The 21,750-nt window shown below is 37.5% G+C and carries 20 protein-coding genes; 10 read left to right on the top strand and 10 right to left on the bottom strand.

The window, feature by feature from the left end; all coding sequences use genetic code 11:
- The first annotated feature begins 354 nt into the window (after nucleotides 1-354).
- Entirely contained in the window at nucleotides 355-1,488 is a 1,134-nt protein-coding gene (tyrA, locus tag J8L70_RS07300) for a bifunctional chorismate mutase/prephenate dehydrogenase (RefSeq protein ID WP_211054884.1), read from the top strand.
- Nucleotides 1,489-1,568: 80 nt separating this feature from the next.
- Here the strand turns inward: tyrA and J8L70_RS07295 are convergent, their stop codons facing one another.
- Nucleotides 1,569-2,726: a chorismate mutase gene (locus tag J8L70_RS07295; RefSeq protein WP_211054883.1), complete on the bottom strand. Its 1,158-nt coding sequence runs from the start codon at nucleotides 2,724-2,726 to the stop codon at nucleotides 1,569-1,571.
- Between the two features lie 468 nt (nucleotides 2,727-3,194).
- On the opposite strand from J8L70_RS07295, the gene J8L70_RS07290 reads away from it, so the two are divergent.
- Entirely contained in the window at nucleotides 3,195-6,182 is a 2,988-nt protein-coding gene (locus J8L70_RS07290; RefSeq protein ID WP_211054882.1) for an EAL domain-containing protein, read from the top strand.
- 53 nt (nucleotides 6,183-6,235) lie between these two features.
- On the opposite strand, the gene J8L70_RS07285 is transcribed toward J8L70_RS07290, so the two are convergent.
- Nucleotides 6,236-6,565, bottom strand: a complete 330-nt coding sequence (locus J8L70_RS07285) for a stress response translation initiation inhibitor YciH (RefSeq protein ID WP_211054881.1) — start codon at nucleotides 6,563-6,565, stop codon at nucleotides 6,236-6,238.
- Nucleotides 6,566-6,722: 157 nt separating this feature from the next.
- Here J8L70_RS07285 and J8L70_RS07280 point away from each other — a divergent pair, with 157 nt between their 5' ends.
- From J8L70_RS07280 to J8L70_RS07265, 4 genes are all read left to right on the top strand, one after another.
- Entirely contained in the window at nucleotides 6,723-7,028 is a 306-nt protein-coding gene (locus J8L70_RS07280) for an STAS domain-containing protein (protein ID WP_211054880.1), read from the top strand.
- On the top strand, nucleotides 7,028-8,677 hold the full coding sequence (locus J8L70_RS07275; RefSeq protein WP_211054879.1) for a fused response regulator/phosphatase: 1,650 nt from the start codon (nucleotides 7,028-7,030) through the stop codon (nucleotides 8,675-8,677). The genes J8L70_RS07280 and J8L70_RS07275 overlap by 1 nt, the downstream gene beginning before the upstream one ends.
- 55 nt (nucleotides 8,678-8,732) lie before the next feature.
- Nucleotides 8,733-9,392 carry a GAF domain-containing protein gene (locus J8L70_RS07270; protein WP_211054878.1) on the top strand — a complete coding sequence of 220 codons (660 nt, stop codon included), beginning with the start codon at nucleotides 8,733-8,735 and terminating at the stop codon, nucleotides 9,390-9,392.
- A gap of 77 nt (nucleotides 9,393-9,469) precedes the next feature.
- Entirely contained in the window at nucleotides 9,470-10,660 is a 1,191-nt protein-coding gene (locus tag J8L70_RS07265) for an amino acid aminotransferase (protein ID WP_211054877.1), read from the top strand.
- 69 nt (nucleotides 10,661-10,729) lie between these two features.
- Here the strand turns inward: J8L70_RS07265 and J8L70_RS07260 are convergent, their stop codons facing one another.
- A complete protein-coding gene (locus J8L70_RS07260; protein WP_211054876.1) occupies nucleotides 10,730-12,619 on the bottom strand; it encodes an MFS transporter in 1,890 nt (629 codons plus the stop codon).
- 391 nt (nucleotides 12,620-13,010) lie between these two features.
- Between J8L70_RS07260 and J8L70_RS07255 the strand changes: the two genes are divergently transcribed.
- Nucleotides 13,011-13,187 (top strand): SEC-C metal-binding domain-containing protein, encoded by a 177-nt coding sequence (locus J8L70_RS07255; RefSeq protein ID WP_211054875.1) that lies wholly within the window; start codon nucleotides 13,011-13,013, stop codon nucleotides 13,185-13,187.
- 43 nt (nucleotides 13,188-13,230) lie between these two features.
- Here J8L70_RS07255 and J8L70_RS07250 read toward each other — a convergent pair whose 3' ends face one another.
- The 7 genes from J8L70_RS07250 to pspF form a co-directional block, all read right to left on the bottom strand.
- A complete protein-coding gene (locus J8L70_RS07250) occupies nucleotides 13,231-13,728 on the bottom strand; it encodes a VOC family protein (protein WP_211054874.1) in 498 nt (165 codons plus the stop codon).
- 91 nt (nucleotides 13,729-13,819) lie between these two features.
- Nucleotides 13,820-14,581, bottom strand: a complete 762-nt coding sequence (locus J8L70_RS07245; protein WP_211054873.1) for an ATP-binding cassette domain-containing protein — start codon at nucleotides 14,579-14,581, stop codon at nucleotides 13,820-13,822.
- Entirely contained in the window at nucleotides 14,581-15,573 is a 993-nt protein-coding gene (locus J8L70_RS07240) for an oligopeptide/dipeptide ABC transporter ATP-binding protein (RefSeq protein WP_211054872.1), read from the bottom strand. Before J8L70_RS07240 ends, J8L70_RS07245 begins: the two co-directional genes overlap by 1 nt.
- Nucleotides 15,574-16,467: an ABC transporter permease subunit gene (locus tag J8L70_RS07235; RefSeq protein WP_211054871.1), complete on the bottom strand. Its 894-nt coding sequence runs from the start codon at nucleotides 16,465-16,467 to the stop codon at nucleotides 15,574-15,576.
- Nucleotides 16,454-17,488: an ABC transporter permease gene (locus J8L70_RS07230; RefSeq protein WP_211054870.1), complete on the bottom strand. Its 1,035-nt coding sequence runs from the start codon at nucleotides 17,486-17,488 to the stop codon at nucleotides 16,454-16,456. The genes J8L70_RS07235 and J8L70_RS07230 overlap by 14 nt, the downstream gene beginning before the upstream one ends.
- On the bottom strand, nucleotides 17,488-19,095 hold the full coding sequence (locus J8L70_RS07225) for an ABC transporter substrate-binding protein (protein WP_211054869.1): 1,608 nt from the start codon (nucleotides 19,093-19,095) through the stop codon (nucleotides 17,488-17,490). The genes J8L70_RS07230 and J8L70_RS07225 overlap by 1 nt, the downstream gene beginning before the upstream one ends.
- Before the next feature lie 15 nt (nucleotides 19,096-19,110).
- Nucleotides 19,111-20,172, bottom strand: coding sequence for a phage shock protein operon transcriptional activator (gene pspF / locus J8L70_RS07220; RefSeq protein WP_211054868.1), 1,062 nt, complete (start codon nucleotides 20,170-20,172; stop codon nucleotides 19,111-19,113).
- 184 nt (nucleotides 20,173-20,356) lie between these two features.
- Here pspF and pspA point away from each other — a divergent pair, with 184 nt between their 5' ends.
- From pspA to pspC, 3 genes are all read left to right on the top strand, one after another.
- Nucleotides 20,357-21,016: a phage shock protein PspA gene (gene pspA, locus J8L70_RS07215; RefSeq protein ID WP_211054867.1), complete on the top strand. Its 660-nt coding sequence runs from the start codon at nucleotides 20,357-20,359 to the stop codon at nucleotides 21,014-21,016.
- Nucleotides 21,017-21,090: 74 nt separating this feature from the next.
- The gene (gene pspB / locus J8L70_RS07210) at nucleotides 21,091-21,324 is read left to right on the top strand and encodes an envelope stress response membrane protein PspB (protein WP_211054866.1); all 234 of its coding nucleotides are present in this window, start codon (nucleotides 21,091-21,093) and stop codon (nucleotides 21,322-21,324) included.
- Nucleotides 21,321-21,719 carry an envelope stress response membrane protein PspC gene (pspC, locus tag J8L70_RS07205; RefSeq protein ID WP_211054865.1) on the top strand — a complete coding sequence of 133 codons (399 nt, stop codon included), beginning with the start codon at nucleotides 21,321-21,323 and terminating at the stop codon, nucleotides 21,717-21,719. Before pspB ends, pspC begins: the two co-directional genes overlap by 4 nt.
- Nucleotides 21,720-21,750 lie beyond the last annotated feature (31 nt).

The following is a 21,750-nucleotide window of genomic DNA, read 5'->3' as shown; positions in this document are numbered from 1 at the left end:
GTATCCTTAGGGATACAACCCGTTTTGGTTTTTAAATAACAAATATTTATTCTCGTAAAATAATGCGCTTAAAAGTGTACACATATTCAATTTACTGTGTGCAACACATATTAATAACGAGCAACGTTTCTGATTTTAAGTCACTAAATAGTAATTGTTTGCTTTGTTGTGTGAAAACTCCTCCTACAAATATTGTCATTAATTAAGTAAACAGGTTTGGCTTACTTTAATCACTAATAACTTTTATTTTTTACCCTTTTATCAATTAACTGATCCTGTTAGTATTTATCGTAGTTTTTAGTTTACTTTCTTGTAAATATATATTTACAAAATTGCTTTAAGGTGGTGTTAGGCGTGGCAGATATAAAAGAATTAGACCAATTAAGAGAAGGCATTGATGAGTGCGATGCCCAGTTGGTTGCTTTACTTGCTAAACGTAATGGTATAACTGAGCAAATTGGCGCAATTAAACAGCAAACTGGCGCGCCATTACATGCACCAGAAAGAGAGGCCAGCTTGCTAGCGGCTCGCAGAGCAGAGGCGGTTAAGCAAGGGGTGAGTCCTGAGCTGGTTGAAGATATTTTACGCAGAATGATGCGCGAAGCTTATCAAAATCAACAAGCAAAGCTGGCTTGTGCCGCACCGCAATTATCACCCGTGGTTATTGTCGGTGGTAATGGGGCCATGGGACAGTTATTTGCTCAACAATTTATGCGCTCGGGCTACGAAGTTAAAATTCTAGACAAAGAGCAGCAAGAAAATGCAGCTGACATTTTGCAAGGGGCGAAACTGGTCATGCTGAGTGTACCTATTAATGCATTGGAAACAGTCGCTAATGCATTGCCTCCTCTTGATGATGATTGTTTGTTAGTTGATATTACATCGGTTAAGCAAGCGCCATTAAATGTACTAAAAAAAGCGCATAAAGGTCCTGTTGTTGGCTTACACCCTATGTTTGGTCCAGATATTTCACATTGGGTGAAACAAACTGTGGTCGTATGTGAAGGACGAACTCCTGAGGTCGCTGCAGGCTTATTAGAGCAGTTGCAAGTATGGGGTTGTCAGTTAGTTGAGTTAGATGCGAAAAAGCATGATGAAGCGATGCAGATTATCCAGGTTATGCGTCATTTAACCACTTTTGTATATGGTCAGTTTTTAGCTAAACAGGGGCATACGCTAACCGAGTTACGCAGTTGTTCGTCACCTATTTATCAATTAGAGTTGATGATGGTAGGGCGGTTGTTTGCTCAATCACCGGAGCTTTATTCAGATATCATGTTGGCGCAATTTGATAACGTTGAAGATTTACTTGCGCAATATCAAAATACTTTCGCTGATACGCTAGCAAAATTAAAAGCGGGTGATAAAGGAGCTTTAATTGATGCGTTTGCTGAAGCGAAAGCTTATTTTTCGGATTCTACCGCACAGTTTTTAACGCAAAGTCGTAGCTTATTAAATAAAGCGAATGACGCGAAAGTGCTCGATTAAATATTAAATATTAAATATTAAATATTAAATATTAAATATAAAAAAAGGGCTGTTAAGCCCTTTTTTTATATTTTTATTACCTAGCTATCAACACTGACAGCTTGTAAAGATTCACTTTGATAGCAACCCAAAATACGTACATATTGAGTATATTCTTTTAACTCTTCCAGTGCTTCTTTCACTTGGTTATCAATTAAGTTAGCTTCAAGATCGACATAAAACACTTCTTCCCATGGATTGCCTGGCATAGGGCGAGATTCTAGTTTAACTAAATTGATTTTATGGTGTTTAAAAATCATTAATGCATCAGCTAAAGAACCAGCCTGTTGTGTCGTTGCCATAATTAAACTGGTTTTGGTAGGGATTTGTTTTGATACTTGCAATGGTTTACGTGCAACGACAATAAAGCGACTGTGGTTTTCGCTTTGATTAGCCAGATTTGATTTTATTACTTCTAAACCAACATGTTTACCAGCTTGTGCAGACCCTATCGCAGCACTATTTGGTGTGTTTAACGCGTTACTTAACGCACTGGCAGTTGAATCACAGGTTTCTTGCTGTAAATCACCTAACCCTTGTAAGAAACGGCTACATTGCGCAAAGGGTTGTGGGTGAGCAAATAACTTGGTGATTGTACTTAGTTCAGTGCCTGGGGTCGTTAATAAACAATGCTCTATACTGTGAGTGACTTCGCCTACAATCGAGACTTGTGCATGTTGAAGTAAGTCGAATACTTCATTTATACTCCCTGAGCTGGTATTTTCGATTGGTAGCAAGCCAAAATCAGCTTGTCCATTTTCTACTTTCGTTGTGATCTCTTCAAATGAAGAACAACCAATTTCTACTAGCTTACCAGGTCGGCGACTAAAGTATTTATGACATGCAAGCTGGCTGTATGTACCCTGGCCGCCTAGGTAGGTAACTCGGTGAGTTTCGCTTAAAGCCTCGGGGTTGAGGTTTTTTTGCAGCATTGCTTGTTGGTTTAAAACTGAATCTTCTAAAATAATTTGAAAGACATTATTGATATAATAAGCATCTAAACCAAGTGATTTACCATAGCCTATTAGTTTCTCTAATAGCGCTTGCTCTCGCGCTTCATCTCGAATTGGTTTATTGTTGGCTATTTTATATTCAACGACGCCATGGCTAATACGGCGTCGTTTTGCTAATAATATAAGTAGCTCAGAATCTATTTCATTTATATCGTGGCGCAAAGAGTGCAATGCATCATTGGTCATTTTGGGTTCCTCATTCCAAAAAGTTGCTGTATAAAACAGCACATACAAAAAAGCCTCCCGGTGGGAGGCTTTACTATTCGATTGAGTTTATCTCACAAACAGCTCAGCCTCTTTTATCTAAAGAAAAAAAAGAAGCTATAAAAAGTAATTGAATCGTGCGAGATAATTTTCATAAGCCTAATGTATGGAGTGTTGGCTACAAAGTCAACATCAAATAATCTATCAACAACGTTATTTGATGTGATTGACAGATTACATCAGTTTTAGGTGAAATTATAATAACAAATGGTGTGTAAAATAAGTGTGTAAATAACTTTTTTATTGCTTTAAATGTATGAATACACATTAATGTTAATAAGTTTGTTTTTTTACTAATAAATATTACAAAAAATTTATATAAAAGAGTTTAATCTGGTATATTTGTGTCAATGGTTTTAAAAATAACAATTATATAAATAAGGTTAGCCTGTGGTTTTTCGTCACCCTCCTTCACGGTTTGGCATTAACTCACTGAGTGTAAAGCTTTCGCTTTTAATTTCAGCTATTTGTTTAATCGCAGGGATTTTTGCCGCAGGGCTCATGCTGCAATCACAAGAAAAGCAACTTGTTTTTGAAGAACATGAAAACTTAAAGTTTGCTAACGATGCGATTACGTTACAGTTAAAGCGTTTTCTTTCACATAAAGAAAGTCTCGCAATAGAAGCGAATAAAGTGGTTTATAATGAGCTTTTTATTAATAAGAGTTTATCAATAGATGAAATACCGCCGTTAGTATCATCGCAGTCAGATGGGCCGATAAGAAGCATATCTGAAGATGGCGTGTCAGGTGCATTTATACCACATCAAATTTCCTCACCGTACACTGAGCAACTACTTCAGCAAACACAATTATTATGGCAATTTATAGCGCCGAGTTTAATCCATGAATTTTTAAATTTTTATGTTGTAAATCAAGACAACTTCATTCGTGTTTCACCTCATGATTTAGTGAATAGCATCGATTCAAATCATGAGTTTACGAAAGAGTCGAGTTATATTTTAACTCAACCTGAAAACAATCCGGATAGATTAGCGGTGTGGTCAAAAACTTATTTTGATGATGTGTGGCAACAACAGGTGGTTAGTCTGACGGTTCCTATTTATCTAAACGATGCTTTTTGGGGGCTTACTGGTGTTCAGTTATCATTAAATACCTTGTTAGAGCAATTGCTTATCGAAGACCAAAAAAAACAATTAGTGGTGTTTGATAACCAAGGCCATTTACTTTTTCACCCAAAGCTTCATGAAAAATATGTTCAATCTATGGGTCGAGCAGGGAAAGGCGTTTATACACAAAACTTCTTAAACTCTTCATTACAACAGATTGTGAGCAAAGTGATATCGACGCAAAGAAATTCACTTGCGGATTCTTTTCAGCAAGAAGGTTTAGAATATATTATTAATATTAATAAAATCCCTAAACTCAATTGGTATGTTGGAGTGTATGAAGAGCGCTCACGTGTTCATACTGCACTTATGGACTTAAAAATTAAATTTTTTGGACTGTTTGTTCTTTACGCTATTTTCGTCACATTATTATTGCACCAAGCTTTGTATCAATTAGTGTTACGACGCATACATGCTTTAGTTTATGCCGTAACAAGCTTTGGGCGAGGTAGGTTAGACACTGAATTTCCTAGTGAAAGTAAAGATGAAATAGGGGTGTTAAATGCATCTTTCAAAGACATGTCAGTTGAGATAAGTAAACTTATAAATGGTTTAAATCAACGTATTAACGAGAAAGAGGTCGCAGAAAAAGCAGCTAATCGATTATCAAAAGCTGTTGCTTTTTCTGGTACAGGGGTGGTTCTTACCGATAATTCTTTTAATATTGAATACGTAAACCCTAAAATGCTGGAGATGACAGGGTTTAGTGAAAGTCACTTTATTGATGAGTCATTATTAAGCATAGTCGCAAGTGAAATGTCTGTTATTGTCAAAGATATTTCAACTGATTTACATAGTCGAAATTATTGGCGTGGAGATACATTAATTGCCGCAAAAGATAAAAAACCAACTTGGGTATCGTTAAGCGTATCTCCGATACGAGACTCTGTTGGCACTATAACCAGCTATGTGGCATCAGCACAAGATATTTCATTTATAAAAGAAAGTCAGCGAAAAATGGAACACCTTGCGTATTTCGATACCCTAACGGGATTAGCCAATCGTACTTTTTTCAGAATGCAATTACGTAAATCGATGGCGCTTGCAAAACGTGGCCATTTTGCTTTTGCATTATTTTATTTTGATTTAGACGAATTTAAACGGATTAACGATACATTAGGCCATGATTCGGGCGATCAGCTTTTAATCGAAGTGGCTAACCGGCTAAAAAAACGGTTACGTATTGAAGATACAATTGCCCGCTTAGGGGGTGACGAATTTGCCGTATTATTAAGTGGGATCGAAGAACAAGCCCACGCAACAGATGTTGCTAATACCATACAAAAAACGATAAACGAGCCAATTAAATTAGGAAATAATGAAGTTATTATCAGTGCGAGTATCGGTATTACTATGGCACCTCACGATAGTCTCAAAGAAGATTTATTACTAAAGCATGCCGATTTAGCAATGTATGAGGCAAAAGCGAAAGGGCGTAATACTTTTCATTTTTATAGCCAAGAACTCAATGCGGCAGCAAATGAACGACTCTTTCTTGAAAGTGAACTGCGTTTAGCGATGAAAAAACGCCAATTTAGTGTGCATTATCAAGCTCAAGTTGATTCTCGCAGCAATGATATAATTGGTTATGAAGCATTAATACGCTGGGAGCATCCAACAGAAGGCTATATCTCTCCGTTTAAATTTATTCCAGTTGCAGAGGCGACCGGAATAATTGTTGAGCTAGGTGCATGGGTTTTACAACAGGCATGTAAGTTTGCGGTACGTTTAGAGCAGCAGGAGCGAGCAAGTACAGTATCAGTAAATCTATCTGCAAGGCAGTTTAAAGACGCTAACTTAGTATTTATGTTAAAAGACATTATTAAAAAAACAGGCGTCAACACTAAAAACCTGCACTTAGAATTAACAGAAAGTATGTTAATGGGTCATGTTGAGGCCGCAATCACACAATTACATGAGTTAAAGGCATTAGGCGTATCAATATCAATTGACGATTTCGGTACCGGATATTCTTCACTAAGTTATTTAAAGCGTTTTCCTGTGGATGTGTTAAAAATAGACCGTTCATTTATCATGGATATTCCTGATGATGATAATGACGCTGAAATTACGGCTGCAATTATTGCCATGGCACAAAAGCTTAATTTAGATGTTGTAGCTGAAGGTGTTGAAACTGTTGAGCAGATTGAGTTTTTACAAAAAAATAATTGTTTCATAGTGCAAGGTTACTATTATAGTAAACCGATCCCTGAACAAGAGTTATCGCAATTATTTAAACGGTTAGGCTAGTTATACATCGCATCATTACATTTAATGATGCGTGTCTTGAATATTTGAAGGTATTAACCACCGGCTATTTTTACTTTAAATTTTAAGTTTTCTAAAATAGCTTTTAATTTATCTCTATCATCACCTTGTACTTCAATAATGCCGTCTTTTACGGCTCCACCTTGGCCCATTTTACTTTTGATGGTTTTTGCGAGCTTTTTAAGATCGTATGCCTGACTATCTATGCCGACAACAAGCATAACCCCTTTACCTTTACGGCCTTTGGTTTGTCGTTCGATGCGCAGCGCACCATCTTTGAATAGTTTATTGGCAACTTCTTTTTCGGCTTTAGGCTGTTCAATGCGCCCTGTATCGGTTGAATATACTAAACGGCTGTCATTCATTCGTGATCCATATTTAATCGTTAATAAAAATATACAAACAATAATAACAAAATTAGGCTTAGTAGTGATTTAATTAGTAAAAATGTTCTATTTTTTTTTGAGAAATGAGCAACAAGGGTTATATTTATGGTAACGGAATCAGGAAATAGGAAATTTTATGAATTTATCGAGCAGTACTTCTGCTGATGGCACAACTTTAACCATTCAAATCAAAGGAAAGTTTGATTTCAACCTAGTGCAATCATTTCGCAAGGCCTACTCTGAAATGGATGAGAGAACAGTAAAAGTGATAGTTGATTTACGCGACACTAACTATATGGATAGCTCTGCACTAGGCATGTTGTTGAATATGAAAAAAACTATTTCGCATCAAATAGCTAGGGTAGAAATTAGTAACTGCCAGCCACAGCTAAAAAAAATATTACAAATATCACGTTTTGATAAAAAGTTTGATATTAACTAATGCTTAAAATATTGGTTGTAGATGATCAACCACTCAACCATATATTAATCACCAAGATACTTGAGCCATTAAATTATGTTTTATTACATGCTAATAATGGCTTAGAAGCATTAGACGTGTTAGATAAAGAAGGCATCGATTTGGTTTTACTTGATGCTGTAATGCCCGTAATGGATGGCTTTACAGCAGCTAAGAAAATTAAAGCGCGTTTTAAAGATGTTTACCTACCGATTATTTTTATTTCTTCTCTCGATGATGAGGCAAGCTTTGAACATTGTTTAGCTGTCGGGGGAGATGATTTTATTCATAAACCTTTCGATAAAGTTATTTTAATAGCCAAAATAAAAGCTCATTGTCGAACCAGAACATTAAGTATAAAAGCACATCAACAAAATGAGTTATTAGAATATCACCGTAACCAAATGCAACAAGAGCATGAGATTGTGGAACATATTTTTAAAAACTCATTAGAAAATCATGCCGATTTTAGTGGGATTGTTGATTTTCATCTTTCGCCTGCATCGATGTTTAACGGTGACACGTTTTTGGTCGCACAAAGTCCGATTGGTAACCTTTACTGTATGTTAGGTGATTTTACAGGTCATGGTTTATCTGCCGCAATCGGCGCACTACCCACGACTCGTGTATTTTACACTATGGTCCACAAAGGCATGGCGGTTAATGATATAGCCGCTGAAATTAATAAGTTGCTATACGCACTTTTGCCTGGACACATGTTTTGTGCAGCAACGATTATAGAACTTAGTGTTTCAGGAAAAAGTATTTCAGCGTGGCTTGGAGGATTACCTGACGCTTACCTCATTGATAATAATGGGGCCGTTTTACGTACACTTGAATCGCAACATATGGCACTGGGAATACTCGATGAAGATGAGTTTGAACATGAAGTCATTCATTTTGAGGTTCACAATGGGTTGCGTATTGTACTTGCAACAGACGGAATAATAGAAACCAACAATCAGCATGATGACTATTACGGCGAAGAGCGTTTTTTAGCATCATTAACTAGCACGGAAAATATTAACTGTGCTGAGATTATTAAACATGTGAATGCATTTGCTGATGGCAGTGAGCAACAAGATGATTTGAGCTTAGTTTTACTTGATTGTTTGCCAATTGAAGTAGAAGCAGGGCAAGTAGAAGCGTTTTCAACACTTGCCTTTAATATGTCATTGAGCCTAAATAGTAAGCAAATAAAAACCACCGATCCTGTATTTGATACGGTTAATATTTTAAGTAGTGTTGCAGGCTTAAAATCACATCGCTCTAATATCTTTTTATTGTTATCTGAAGCCTATAATAATGCTTTGGAACATGGCGTTTTGGGCTTAAATTCAGCAATTAAAAATCAAGAGGATGGTTTTTTTAAATACTATGAATTAAGAGTGCAAGCAATGGAAAACCTGAAAGACGCGATGATCATTATTGATATGCGTTATTGTCCCGACACGCTGTGTTTGTATTTTATAATTTGTGACTCTGGGCGGGGGTTTATCAGTCAGGAAACATCACCTGAACATAATAATACCGAATTTGGCCGAGGGTTATCATTGCTTGAAGAAATTGCCGAAAAAATTACGTATAACACCTCAGGAAATCAAGTTGAAATCTGTTATAAGTTGAACTAGCTCAATTAAAATAACCATGCTATTATTTATGAACTATAGATGTATGGATGGCCAAATGATTTCTTCTTACTTAAACACCGCTCAACTCAATATTGATATTAACTTAATCAGTTGTGAGCTTGATAAGCTTGAGCAATACTTATTAGATACCCCTGTACCAGAAGCTGTATGGCAGTATCAAATTCCAGAGCTAGGCGAGGGCGGCGCGTGTAGTTTATTTGGTTACTTACAAGATGAGCCTTTTAAGCTGAGCGATCATATTAATAAAAATGATGACTCGGAAGAAAAAATTGCAGCATTACAAAATATTGTTAATTATGTAAAACAACAAACAGGTGTTGATTGGTATGGTATTTATCAAGCGGTTGACACCAACGAAGGTAAGCAATTATTAAAGCTTGCTTATCATGGGGCCCCAAGTCGTCCTTTATTCCCTCTAACTGAAGCCTTTGCTCAAGGGAGTAATAATGTTCAAGTAGCGTTGTCAAAGCATGGACGAATCATCAACAATGTAGCAACCTACTTAGCGCAGGGAGGAGAATATTATACCTGCGATCCAAAGGTGCAATCAGAAGCCTGTATACCACTGTTTAATTCTAAAAATGAATGTATCGGTATTATTGATGCAGAAGCATTTAGTAGTGATTTTTTTAATGATCAAACATTGGCATTATTGATTGCATGCTGTATTAAAATTCCTCACTTTATGTTGTAAATTTCACTAGCCAAAGTAGTGAACTTTTATGTTAAGCTTAAGTTCACTGCAAACTCCTAACCAATAAGAGATAGCCAATGTTCTCAGCATTAAAACCATTACCAACCGATCCTATTCTTGGCCTTATGGCAGCGTATAAACAAGATACTAACCCAAATAAGATTGACTTAGGGGTCGGTGTTTATAAAGACGAGCAAGGGAATACCCCTGTATTAAAAGCTGTAAAAACAGCTGAAGCATTTCGCCTTGAAAACGAAAAAAGCAAATCGTATATTGGCTTAGCAGGTAACTTAGATTTTTGTCACAAAATGGAAAGCTTATTACTTGGTGAGCACCAAGCATTATTAGCTAATCGTGTTCGTACTGCACAGGCTCCTGGTGGAACTGGTGCATTACGTGTTGCAGCTGAATTTATTAAACGTTGTAACAAAGATGCGACGATTTGGGTTACTAACCCAACATGGGCTAACCATATTAGTTTATTTGAAGCTGCGGGTTTATCAGTTAAAGAATACCCGTACTACGATTATGAAAACAAAGATTTAATGTTTGATGAAATGATCGAAACATTATCTAAAGTTCCAAAAGGCGATGTTGTCTTAGTACATGCTTGTTGTCATAACCCAAGTGGTATGGATTTAAACGAAACGCAATGGAATACACTTGCGCAACTAGCTAAAGATGTTGGCTTTACACCGCTTGTTGATATTGCTTATCAAGGTTTTGGTTCTTCATTAGAAGAAGATGCGCGTGGTTTACGTATTTTGGCTGATGCGGTAGAAGAGTTGATTATTTGTTCATCGTGCTCTAAAAACTTTGGTTTATACCGTGAACGTATTGGGGCGTGTTCATTAATTGCAAAAGACAGTGCAACAGCAGATATTTCAAGTTCTGTCATGCTAAGTGTGGTCCGTGCAATTTACTCTATGCCACCGGCGCATGGTGCAGATATTGTTAATACTATTTTAGGTAGTACCGAGTTAACTCAGCAATGGCATCAAGAGCTTGATGAAATGCGTAATCGTATAAATGGCTTACGCAGTTTAATAAAACAAAGCTTAGCGGCAAAAGGTATCGCACAAGACTTTTCTTTTATTGAACGTCAACATGGTATGTTTTCGTTCTTAGGTATTAATAAAGAGCAAATAGCACGCCTTCAGCAAGAGTATGGTATTTATATTGTGGGCTCTAGCCGTGTAAATGTAGCCGGTATTAGTGATACAAATATTGATTACTTTGCTAACGCTGTGGCTGATGTATGTAAGTAACAGATAGAAAAAAATAAAAAAGCCACTCAGGTTACTTTAATCTGAGTGGCTTTTTTTATTTTTGTGGCATTATTCTTTGTTTGAAGAAGGGTTGAGTGCCATTACGCGTTGTTTCAGATCGTTTGCTTCTACCTGTTCAGGTTTAACGGGTGTGCCGATATTCACTCTAACAAGTGACAACTTTAAACGCGGTAAGCGCAACTTTTTTTGCCTGCTAAACATACTGCCCCAAAGTCCTTCTAAATGCATAGGAATAACAGGGACGGGCGTTCGTACAATAATTTTTTCTATACCGCGTTTAAAGACATCTATTTGGCCATTGCTGGTGAGTTTACCTTCAGGGAAAATACCCACTAATTCACCATCATCTAATGCTTGAGCAATATTATCAAATGCTTTATTAAAAGCTTTAGGGTTGGCTTTTTCGCTGTCTATAGGTATAGCCTTAGCGGCTTTAAATAGCCAATGTAAGGCAGGTGAATAATAAATAGGCGCAAACACTACAAAGCGGATAGGGCGCGAAGAGGCTGCTAAAATAAACATCCAATCGACAAAACTAACATGATTAGCAACGACAACCGCAGCTCCTTCATTAGGGATGTGGTGTGCACCATCAGTTCGAACACGGTACATACAAATCGCTAAAATATAAATAATAAAACGTAAAAAGAACTCAGGGACTTTTGTATAAATATATATCGAAATAACTAAATTTAGGCCGGCAAGTAATAACACTAACTGTGAAATACTCCACTGTAAAACCGATAATGTGACAATACTTAAAATGGCACTTGCCACCATAAACAATGCATTAACGACATTATTAGCCGCGATAACACGTGAGCGACTGTCTTCATTTGTACGTTGCTGAATAAGCGCATATAAAGGTACGGTATAAAAGCCTGCAGCAATACCTACGCCGCTCATCCATACAAAGTGCCATAACATATCACCCGTATTGAGTATTTGATTAAGCGTAAGGGCTGTATCTTGTACTAAATTATACGAAGAAATAGGCGCGCTTTGACTTAATAAATATAAAAATAAACTGATTAATAAAGCCCCAAAGGGAACAATACCTAATTCTATTCGTGAGCGAGATAGTTTTTCACAAGCAATAGAGCCTATCGCAATACTGAGTGAAAAAACCACCAAAGCAGCGGTAACTACTAGCTCATCTCCTCCCATTATATGTTTAACGTAATTAGGTAACGACGTTAAAATAACTGCGCCAATTAACCAAAACCAACTGATCCCTAATACTGACTTTTTAACCGACTCAGTTTGCTGGTTTAAGGCTTTAAACACATCTTTAGTTGACGAAACAATATTATAACTCACACTAATATGCGTATTATTAGCCTGTGCAATTGGAATAAAACGGCTACTAAAATAACCTAAAATAGCTAAGCATATAATAGCAATACTAATGTACAACTCCCCACTGTGTTGTGTTATGAAATAGGTGCCAAAAATAGTACCTAATAAAATAGCAACAAAGGTACCTGATTCAACTAAACCATTTGCTTTAGTGAGTTTTTTTGCGCAAACGTGCTGTGGCAAAATGGCATATTTTAATGGGCCAAAAAAGGTACTTTGTAATCCCATTATAAATACCGTTAAAAGCATTAAGGGCACCATTTGCGTCAGTATCGAGATAGCACCGAGCAGCATGATCGGTATTTCGGCAAGCTTAACTTTACGTATTAAGTGCGATTTTTCATTTTTCTCAGCGAGTTGACCAGCCAGCCCCGAAAATAAAAAGAAAGGTAAAATAAATAACCCCGCCGCCAAATTCGAATATAAAGCACCGTCTGCAACATTTGCAGCCTGAAATATTAATAGCAACAATATGGATTGTTTGTATACATTATCATTCAGCGCTGAAAAAAATTGCGTAATAAATAGAGGTAAAAAAAGCTTACTTTTAAGTAAAGAGCTGTGCTTATTCTTGTGCATATATATCCTTAACGTTTAACACTTTTATTATGCAATTGTACACTTAATGCATTTAACGCTTAGGTTACACAGTTTTATATAGGTATGACAATGTTCTTTATAATCGTTATGTATGGACTGCATTTTTATTGCGCAACACTTTTACATCAATGACAAAGTAGCACGGTAAAAATAACTGTTTACCTCAGTAAGGCTATGTATTTTTACATGTTAGAGTGAAAATACAGGGCTGTTACAGTTTTTAAGGGACTTATTTATTCCCAAAGGTTCAACATATTAATAATATAAATGTATAATCAATTTTAAGCGGACTCAAAAAGAAAAGTTTGTTCTTCATATATAATGAGTTTTTTAATTAATCACGATTTTGAACCTAAGAGAGTAATATAGTATGAGTGAAAATAGTCATGTGTCTGATACACCCGCACAATCGAGCTGTACTAACACCAGCTGTTGCCCGCCACCACAAACACCTATAACAAGAACGACAGCAAAAATAGGACGAAATGATCCATGTATTTGTGGTAATGGTCGTAAATATAAAAAGTGTTGTGGGAAAAACGCATAATACTCACATATTTTTAAAGGCGCTTATAGCGCCTTTTTATTACTTATTTTACCCGTGTAATAAACTCAATCCTATTACCACTAGGCTCTGTGATCATCATATGTTTTGTGGGTCCGCTTCCCATATTTTCTGGCGCAAATTCAATAGTAATATTATTTTGTTGTGCTAAACGCTTATAAAGCTCGTTAAGCTTTTCAAGGCTCTCTACCGCTAATGCTAAATGATGCAAGCCAACATTGTTAGTTCGATTGAAAGGAACTAACTGGGCTGTGTTTTTTACTTGCCATAAAGTAATCGTAATATGCGAATTTGATAAAAATACGGCAGGGTAGTGAGTGTCTTCACCTAAGACATTAAATCCTAAAATATCAACAAAAAATGTTTTTGAAGCGAGTAAATCAGATACGGTCAAACCGATATGATCTACGCCTTTTACTCCGTTATTAGCATTTTCTTGTGTGTTTTCAGGATGGGCATAAGTGCTTGCACTGGTAAAAATTAAGAGTGATGCAATAGCAATAAATAAACGGTGTTTAATCATAGTTCCTCAAGTGAATTAAATAACCTGGTCAGATATAACAAGACCGTATTAAGGGCTAACTGATTGCACTTGATAGAGTATTAATTTGCTGCTAACAGCTAAATAAACGTTGCGTTACTTTTGATTTAGGAGCTTGGAATATATTTTCTGTGATCCCGTATTCAACAATTTCACCATGATCTAATACGACTAACTGGTCGCTAATATGGCGAACTAAACTTAAATGATGCGTAATTAATATATAAGTTAACCCGGTCTCTTTTTGTAACTTTAGTAATAAATTAACCGTTTGCGCACGAACAGAGGGATCTAACGCAGATAAGGCTTCATCGAGTACCACAACTTTGGGATCTAAAATTAACGCTCTAGAAAGCGCAACACGCTGTAATTGACCTACGCTAAACATATGTGGGTAATAATGTTGATGATCAACCAATAAGCCAACTTTCGATAGGGTATTTTCAATCTTCTTAAGACGGCTCTCTTTATCTAAATCAGTATTATAAAGTAAGCAATCATTTAATATTTCCCCTATGGTTAGTCCTGGGTTTAATGACGCTGCTGAGTCTTGAAATATCATACGAATGTGACGACATTGATCATCACGCACACCTTGGTCTTCAATAATGTTATTTTCGAGTAATATTTGCCCGCTATCGGCATTATCAGCACCAGCAAGGAGTTTTGCGAGTGTGCTTTTTCCTGATCCTGTCTCGCCAATAATGGCTAGCGTTTCGCCTTTACCAACACAAAATGAAATATTTTTTAATACCTCAAATTTTTCTCGAGAAAATAACCCTGAACGTACATGAAAAGTTTTAGAGAGTGCTTGTACTTTTAATATCGGTTGCATTACTTCATGTCCTTTATTAAAGGGAAGTGACATGCAAAGCTATGACTATGATGTTTAGTTAGCTTTGGCGTTACCACACATTCTTTTTGCGCCTGCGGACAACGTGGTCCTAATCGACAACCAATGGGTAAATGCTGAAGAGGGGGGATTGTTCCTTTCAGTGCATAAAAAGGTTCTTTGTGTGCCAAGCCATGTTCGTAATCAGGTAAGCTTTGTAATAAGGCTTGTGTATAAGGGTGACGTGGTTGACTAAATATCCGGTTTGTTGGGCCCGCTTCAACCATTTGTCCGCAATACAAAACGTGAATACCGTGCGACCAATCAAAAATTTCTTCAAGTTCATGAGAAATCATTAAAATTGACATGTTTTTAAGTTGATTTAAGCTTTTTAACAAACGAAATACTTGCGCACGTGTGGTGCTCTCTAGTGCCGTAGTCGGCTCATCTGCAATAAGTAACTTAGGTGTACGAGCAATGGCCATGGCAATCATTATTTTTTGGCACACTCCCTCTGAGAGCTCATGCGGGTAACTATCAAGAATTCGTTTATGGTTTTTTATACCCACTTTATGGATCAGTGCCTTTACACGGTCTTTACGCTGACGATTACGCTTTAAAAAGAAACCACTGCCAGCAGTATCCGGTAGTGTTTCGGCTAGTTGGTCAAATATTTTAGCGGTAGGGTCGAGGCAACGACTTGGATCTTGGTAGATCATGGCGATATCTTGGCTGACGGTTTTTCGGCGTTGCTCTGCAGAGAGGCGCATTAAATCAACGCCACGCCAATGCATCCGGTCTGCGGTGATCACCCAGCGCTCGTTTAACACCCCAACAATGGCTTTTGCTATTAGGCTTTTACCTGAGCCAGACTCACCAACAAGTGCATGTACTTCGCCTTCTTTTAAGCTAAAGCTGACTTTATCAACGGCCCTTATTAAGGTTTCAGAGCTACGTAGCTCTATTGTAAGATTACGAACATCGAGTAATTGCATTTAATCGGCCTTGCGTTCTTTAAGTACTTGACGTAAACCATCACCTACTAAATTAGTTGATAATACCGCTAAAAATAGCAACATACCGGGCAGAGCAACAGTCCAAGGGGCTAAATAAATTAAGCCTAAGTTCTCAGCAAGAATTGCTCCCCACTCTGTGGTTGGCGGCTGTGCACCTAATTTTAAAAATCCTAATGCCGAAATATCTAAAATTGCTGTAGACAATGCCATCGTAAAGATAACCACGATATGCTCATAAATATTAGGGAAAACACCACGTGATATTAAATGCCAATTTGAAGCTCCATCGAGTTTAAACGCTGTAATATAGTCTTTACTTAACTGCTCAACAATAAGGTTACGTATAGAGTGAATAAAACGCGGGAGTAAAGCCAAAATAATAGCCCACACGGTATTCATTAGCCCAGGCCCCAATACTGCCACTATAATAATGGCGAGTAATAACGAGGGAATAGATAATGTAATATCTAATAAATGGTTTAAAAAGCTTGAACGCATACCGCGACTAATACCAGCATAAGTACCTACCAATACACCAATTAAGGTCGTAATTAATGCAGCGACAATAGATAAACCAAAGGTATAAGTGGCACCATTCATCAGTCGCGATAATACATCACGGCCTAAATCATCTGTACCTAAAATAAAACGTACATCGCCTAGCTCACGCCATGATGGCGGGATGAGTATCGCATCACTGTGCTGCTGATTTACGCCATAAGGTGCTAAAAACGGAGCCAGAGCGGCGAGTAAAACCAATGCGATAAACAGCCATAAGCCCATTAATGCAGGGTGGTTATTTTTAAATTTACGCCAAAACCGAGCCAGAGGTGACTTATTTGACTCCTCAGAGAATAAATTAAACTTTGCCATGAGCTTGATTCCGAGAAAGAGGGTCGAGTAGGGTATAGGTGAGCTCGGTTACGATAGTGGCAAAAATAATAAACACCGAAAGCGCCATTAACCCACCTTGAATTGCAGGGTAATCACGCTGGTAAATACTATCAATTAACCAACGACCAATACCAGGCCAAGAAAAAATAACTTCGGTGATCATCGCAAGAGTAATCAAAGTACTAAATTGTAAGCCAATTTGTTTTATCACCGGTAACAATGCATTTCTAAGTGCATGTCGAATAATTAATTGACGTCGGTTTAAACCTTTAGCGCGAGCTGTTTTTATATAGCTTTGATCAAGTACCGTTAACATTGATTCACGCGTAAAACGTACTAATACAGTCGCAGGGTACATGGCTAAAACTATGGTTGGTAAAGCAAGGTGATGTAAGGCATCTAAAAATGCATGTCCCGAATAAGGGAATCCCGCGACGGCTATATCAATTAATATAAACCCGGTAAACGACGGTATTTCGTATAGTAAGCCGAGCCGGCCCGACATCGGAAACCACCCTAAGTTTAGTGAAAAGAACATAATTAATATTAAAGCTAACCAAAATATAGGTGCCGAATAACCTAACATGGTTGTTGTATTAATCAGTATATCAGGCAGGCGTTTATGGTATGCCGAGCCGATTATACCTGCAGGTACACCAACAATAATAGAGATAATCAATGCATAGAATGTCAGCTCTAAGGTTGCGGGTAACAACGTTAAAATATGTTGGAATATATCACTACCTGACGAAAATGAGACGCCCCAATCACCTTGCAAAATACGCCCTAAAAAAGCAATATATTGGGTTAAATAGTTGTCATTAAAGTGATACTTATCTATTAGTTCATTATCTTGGGCTAAGTTTGCATTTGTTACACCACTTAAATTACTCAGTGTATCGCCGGGGAAAAAATAACTGAGTGCAAACGTAAAAATACTTAGGGTAAGCATCATAAAAATAAACAGCCCTAAGCGACGTAACACATAATCAAAGACCATTATTTTCTCCTCGCATTATCGAGTGAAATAGCACCAAAGGGTCCCAGTTCAATACCTTCAACATCGGTACTGCTTGCTTGAAAGCGCAAACCATGTGCGATAGGTAATAAAGGTAACTGCTCTATTATCATTTTTTGTGCTGCATCGTAGTATTTTTTACGTTGTTTTATATCGGTGGTATCTAGGGCTTGTGTGAGTAATAAATCAAACTCAGGGTTACACCAATTAGCAGGGTTTTTCCCACTAAATGTGGCGGTACAACTCAGTAGCGGACTAAAAAAGTTATCAGGGTCGGGAGTATCTGCTGCCCAGCCTAATAACACACTATCGTGTAAATGCTCCCCAATACGTTGAATAAAGGTATTCCATTCATACTCAACAATACTTACATTAACGCCAATTTTGCGTAAATCACTTTGCATTAACTCTGCCATTTTACGTGCATTGGGATTATAAATACGACTGACGGGCATCGCCCAAATCGTCATATCAAAACCGTTTGCTAAGCCTGCTTGCTTTAAGAGTGATTTTGACAGCTCAGGGTCAAAGCTTGGCATATTAGGTTGCGCTTCAAAAGCCCACGAGGTGGGGGGTAAGATTGATTCAGCATGCGTACCGTTGCCAAAATACACCGCTTGCATAATTTTTTCTATATCGATGGCATGCACTAAAGCTTGGCGCACCCGTAAGTCGTTAAATGGTTCACGTTCGGTGTTAAACGCCCAATAGCCGACATTCAAATTGGTTTCTTTAAGTACATTTATATCATCACGCTGGGCTAAAATACTTAATTGTGCACTACTGGGGTGAGCGGTAATATCGCATTCTTTCGTCAACATTTTTGCGATACGAGTCGTCCCATTAGGTGTGATATCGTATACCAGTTGTTCAAGCGCTACGTTATGTTTCCAGTAAGTGGGGTTTTTATAAAAACGCACTAAATGGTCGCGACGAAACTCTTTATACAAATAAGGCCCTGTGCCTATTGGAAATTGATCAAATAATGCTTGCTGATTTTTAGCCTTAAGTTGCATGGCATATTCTTGCGACAGGACCACGGCAAAGTCGGTAGCTATATTGGCTAAAAAACTACTTTCGGCATTAAAAAGCTCAAACCTGACTTTATAATCAGACACTCTGACAATTTTACGAATGAGTTGATCAAGTCCCACACTTTGAAAGTATGGATAATTCGCATCACCAATAAAATGATAAGGGTTATACACATCAAATAAACGGCTAAACGTAAAAATCACGTCATCAGCATTAAAATCCCGACTGGGGGTAAAGTAATCTGTGGTATGAAATTTTACGCCCTGGCGTAAGGTAAAAGTAATGGCTTTTCCATCATCACTAATTTGCCAATCGGTGGCGAGTTCACTTTTAAATTTAGCCGTTACGGGGTCAATACTAATCAAGCGGTTGTAAAGTTGATTAGCAATAATATCGATAGTGGAACCGGTTGTTGTGATCTGCGGATTGAACGAAACCGGATTCGCTTCAGCACAATATACCAAGCCTTGGCTTTTTTCTTCTATGATTTCGTTTTTATTTTCAAAACAACCCACTAGGGTTGATAAAAGTAAAACAATGAGTATTTTATGCACCCGCATAACCCCTGACTATTTTTCTTGATCTAACAAATTATATTTTTTTAAATAACCACGTAATTGATGATACGTTAAACCAAGCACTTCTGCAGTTTTCTTTTGATTAAATTGACTATGTTCTAATGCTTTTTTTATCATTGTGATTTCAAAATCGTTTGATAATGTTTTTAAACTGCATGGAAACTGAGGTTCTGGCGTCGTATTTAATATAGGAGTGGTGATTATAGGCTCATTTACAACGCTCGTTTCTGGTGCTGTTGCAATAGGGGCTTTAATACGCTGTTTAGGCCTAAATTTACTTTCGAACGGGTCTAAAATAATCTGGTGAACGGGGATCTGATCGCTCCCATGGCGATACAAACTACGCTCTACGACATTTTTTAACTCACGAATATTACCCGGCCACGCATAATTTAGTAATGTCTCAGTGGCACTGCGTGTAAAACCACTAAACAGCTCCCACTCTAAATCGCGTGCCATATTCATAGCAAACTGCTCTGCGAGTAGCATAATATCATCTTGGCGTTCACGCAGGGGCGGCAGAGTGATGACATCAAATGCAAGTCTATCGAGTAAATCACTTCTAAATTCACCTTGCTCAGCCAGATAAGGTAAATCTTCGTTGGTTGCGCAGACCAATCGGGTATCTACCTTTACTGTTTGCTTGCCTCCTACGCGTTCAAACTCACCATATTCAATCACTCGTAAGAGCTTTTCTTGCACCATCGCAGAGGTGTTTGCCAGTTCATCTAAAAATAAGGTACCGTTATTTGCACGCTCAAAACGTCCTTCATGGCGCTTGCTTGCCCCTGTAAAAGCACCGCTTTCATGGCCAAATAATTCACTCTCAAGTAAATTTTCATTTAAAGCCGCGCAATTAAGTTTTACGTAATTTTGATCCCAACGTTTTGATAAAAAGTGTAACCGAGCGGCAATTAATTCTTTACCAGTCCCTCGTTCACCAATAATAAGTACGGGTTTATCTAAGTTTGCCAGTTGCGATACTTGATCAAGTACCGCTAAAAAGCTATCTGATTGACCTAGTAAATTATCTTGTTGGCGAAATTGGCTCATTTTATTAACTCTTAGTCATTTTTACTAACAGTTAGTGTATTTCATAATTACAGATAACTAAAGTTATTTGTAATTTTCGTTTAACTTTATGAAAATAAACTGTATTTTAATTTTTAAAAAGTTGGCAAGTATATTGATACTATCTCTACAACTGATTTAGTTAACAACCACAGAGGTAAATGTTATGGGAATTTTTTCACGTTTTGCAGATATTGTTAATTCTAATATCAATGCTATTTTAGATAAAGCAGAAGACCCAGAAAAAATGGTTCGTCTTATTATCCAAGAAATGGAAGATACTTTAGTAGAAGTTCGTTCTACTTCAGCAAAAACATTAGCAGAGAAAAAAGAGTTAGTACGTCGTGTAGATACGCTAAAAGCACAAGTAAGTGACTGGCAAAGCAAAGCTGAGCTTGCTTTAAATAAAGACCGTGACGATTTAGCGCGTTCAGCGTTGCTTGAAAAACAAAAGTCGGCTGAAGCGGTAAGTGCTGTCGAAGGTGAGCTTGAGCATGTTGAGTCTCATATTCAAAAATTACAGCAAGAAGTGACGACTTTACAAGAAAAGCTTGCTGATGCAAAGGCGCGTCAAAAAGCCATTATTTTACGTCAACGTTCTGCTGAGTCTCGTCTTGAGGTGAAAAAAGCACTAGATAGTTCAAAAGTTGAAGACGCTTTAAACCGCTTTGAACGTTATGAAACTAAAATAGACGGCTTAGAGTCGCAGGTTGAATCATACGATTTAGGTAAAAAATCGTTAGCTGATGAAATTGCCGACTTACAAAAAAATGAGCAAATCGATGATGAGTTAGCACAGCTTAAAAAGAAGCTTGCTGATAAATAATGACACTTAATTTATGCCGGGGCTCAATGGCCCCAGAGCATAATGCATCGAAATAAATAACCAGGAGAGAGGATATGTGGGATTCAGAGGTAATAATTGTACCTGTTGTTATGTTTACAATTTTTGTAGCGCCATTGTGGTTAATTTTACATTACCGCAGTAAAAAACAAGTAAGTCAGGGGTTGAGCGAACACGAGCATCGCCAGTTACTTGAACTAGCACAAAAAGCAGAAAAAATGGCTGATAGAGTTGAAACGTTAGAGGCTTTATTAGATCAAGAGTCACCACAATGGAGACGTAAAGTATGAGTAATAAACGAGAACTCTTAAGAGACCCTAAACGAGGCAAAATTGCCGGGGTGTGTGCAGGACTAAGCGATTACTTTAATATGGAGTTATGGTTAGTTCGTATTATTTTTGTTAGTGCGGTACTGTTAACCGGAGGACCGTTTTTTGTTGTCGCATATATCGCTGCATGGTTTATCTTAGATATTAAAAAACCGGTAGAGCATAGCCGTAGTGAATACAGCCACGATGACCCGCTTGAAGTGAAATTTAAAGTATGGCAAAAAGGTGAACCACCACGTCGAGCTCTACAAGATTTAAAAGAGCGTTTAACGCGTGTTGATACACGCCTACAAGAGATGGAACGCTATGTTACTTCGAGTGAATTTACGGTTAGTCGTGAAATTAATAAACTTTAAAAGGAAAAAATAGCACTTTAGCTGTGTAAAA

The sequence above is a fragment of the Pseudoalteromonas sp. MMG010 genome, assembly GCF_018100905.1.
GTDB lineage: Bacteria > Pseudomonadota > Gammaproteobacteria > Enterobacterales > Alteromonadaceae > Pseudoalteromonas.
The sequence above is the reverse complement of the archived record's forward strand: the minus strand, read 5'-3'. Positions and strand labels throughout refer to the sequence as shown.

Excerpts from the sequence above, each read along its gene's own strand:
- J8L70_RS07295 (WP_211054883.1), bottom strand. The coding sequence starts at position 2,726 with ATGACCAATGATGCATTGCACTCTTTGCGCCACGATATAAATGAAATA.
- J8L70_RS07245 (WP_211054873.1), bottom strand. The coding sequence starts at position 14,581 with ATGCAACCGATATTAAAAGTACAAGCACTCTCTAAAACTTTTCATGTA.
- pspF (WP_211054868.1), bottom strand. The coding sequence starts at position 20,172 with ATGAGCCAATTTCGCCAACAAGATAATTTACTAGGTCAATCAGATAGC.
- J8L70_RS07275 (WP_211054879.1), top strand. The coding sequence starts at position 7,028 with ATGCTTAAAATATTGGTTGTAGATGATCAACCACTCAACCATATATTA.
- J8L70_RS07280 (WP_211054880.1), top strand. The coding sequence starts at position 6,723 with ATGAATTTATCGAGCAGTACTTCTGCTGATGGCACAACTTTAACCATT.
- J8L70_RS07230 (WP_211054870.1), bottom strand. The coding sequence starts at position 17,488 with ATGGTCTTTGATTATGTGTTACGTCGCTTAGGGCTGTTTATTTTTATG.
- J8L70_RS07250 (WP_211054874.1), bottom strand. The coding sequence starts at position 13,728 with ATGATTAAACACCGTTTATTTATTGCTATTGCATCACTCTTAATTTTT.
- J8L70_RS07270 (WP_211054878.1), top strand. The coding sequence starts at position 8,733 with ATGATTTCTTCTTACTTAAACACCGCTCAACTCAATATTGATATTAAC.
- J8L70_RS07285 (WP_211054881.1), bottom strand. The coding sequence starts at position 6,565 with ATGAATGACAGCCGTTTAGTATATTCAACCGATACAGGGCGCATTGAA.
- pspA (WP_211054867.1), top strand. The coding sequence starts at position 20,357 with ATGGGAATTTTTTCACGTTTTGCAGATATTGTTAATTCTAATATCAAT.
- J8L70_RS07255 (WP_211054875.1), top strand. The coding sequence starts at position 13,011 with ATGAGTGAAAATAGTCATGTGTCTGATACACCCGCACAATCGAGCTGT.
- J8L70_RS07235 (WP_211054871.1), bottom strand. The coding sequence starts at position 16,467 with ATGGCAAAGTTTAATTTATTCTCTGAGGAGTCAAATAAGTCACCTCTG.
- J8L70_RS07265 (WP_211054877.1), top strand. The coding sequence starts at position 9,470 with ATGTTCTCAGCATTAAAACCATTACCAACCGATCCTATTCTTGGCCTT.
- J8L70_RS07260 (WP_211054876.1), bottom strand. The coding sequence starts at position 12,619 with ATGCACAAGAATAAGCACAGCTCTTTACTTAAAAGTAAGCTTTTTTTA.
- pspB (WP_211054866.1), top strand. The coding sequence starts at position 21,091 with ATGTGGGATTCAGAGGTAATAATTGTACCTGTTGTTATGTTTACAATT.
- J8L70_RS07240 (WP_211054872.1), bottom strand. The coding sequence starts at position 15,573 with ATGCAATTACTCGATGTTCGTAATCTTACAATAGAGCTACGTAGCTCT.
- pspC (WP_211054865.1), top strand. The coding sequence starts at position 21,321 with ATGAGTAATAAACGAGAACTCTTAAGAGACCCTAAACGAGGCAAAATT.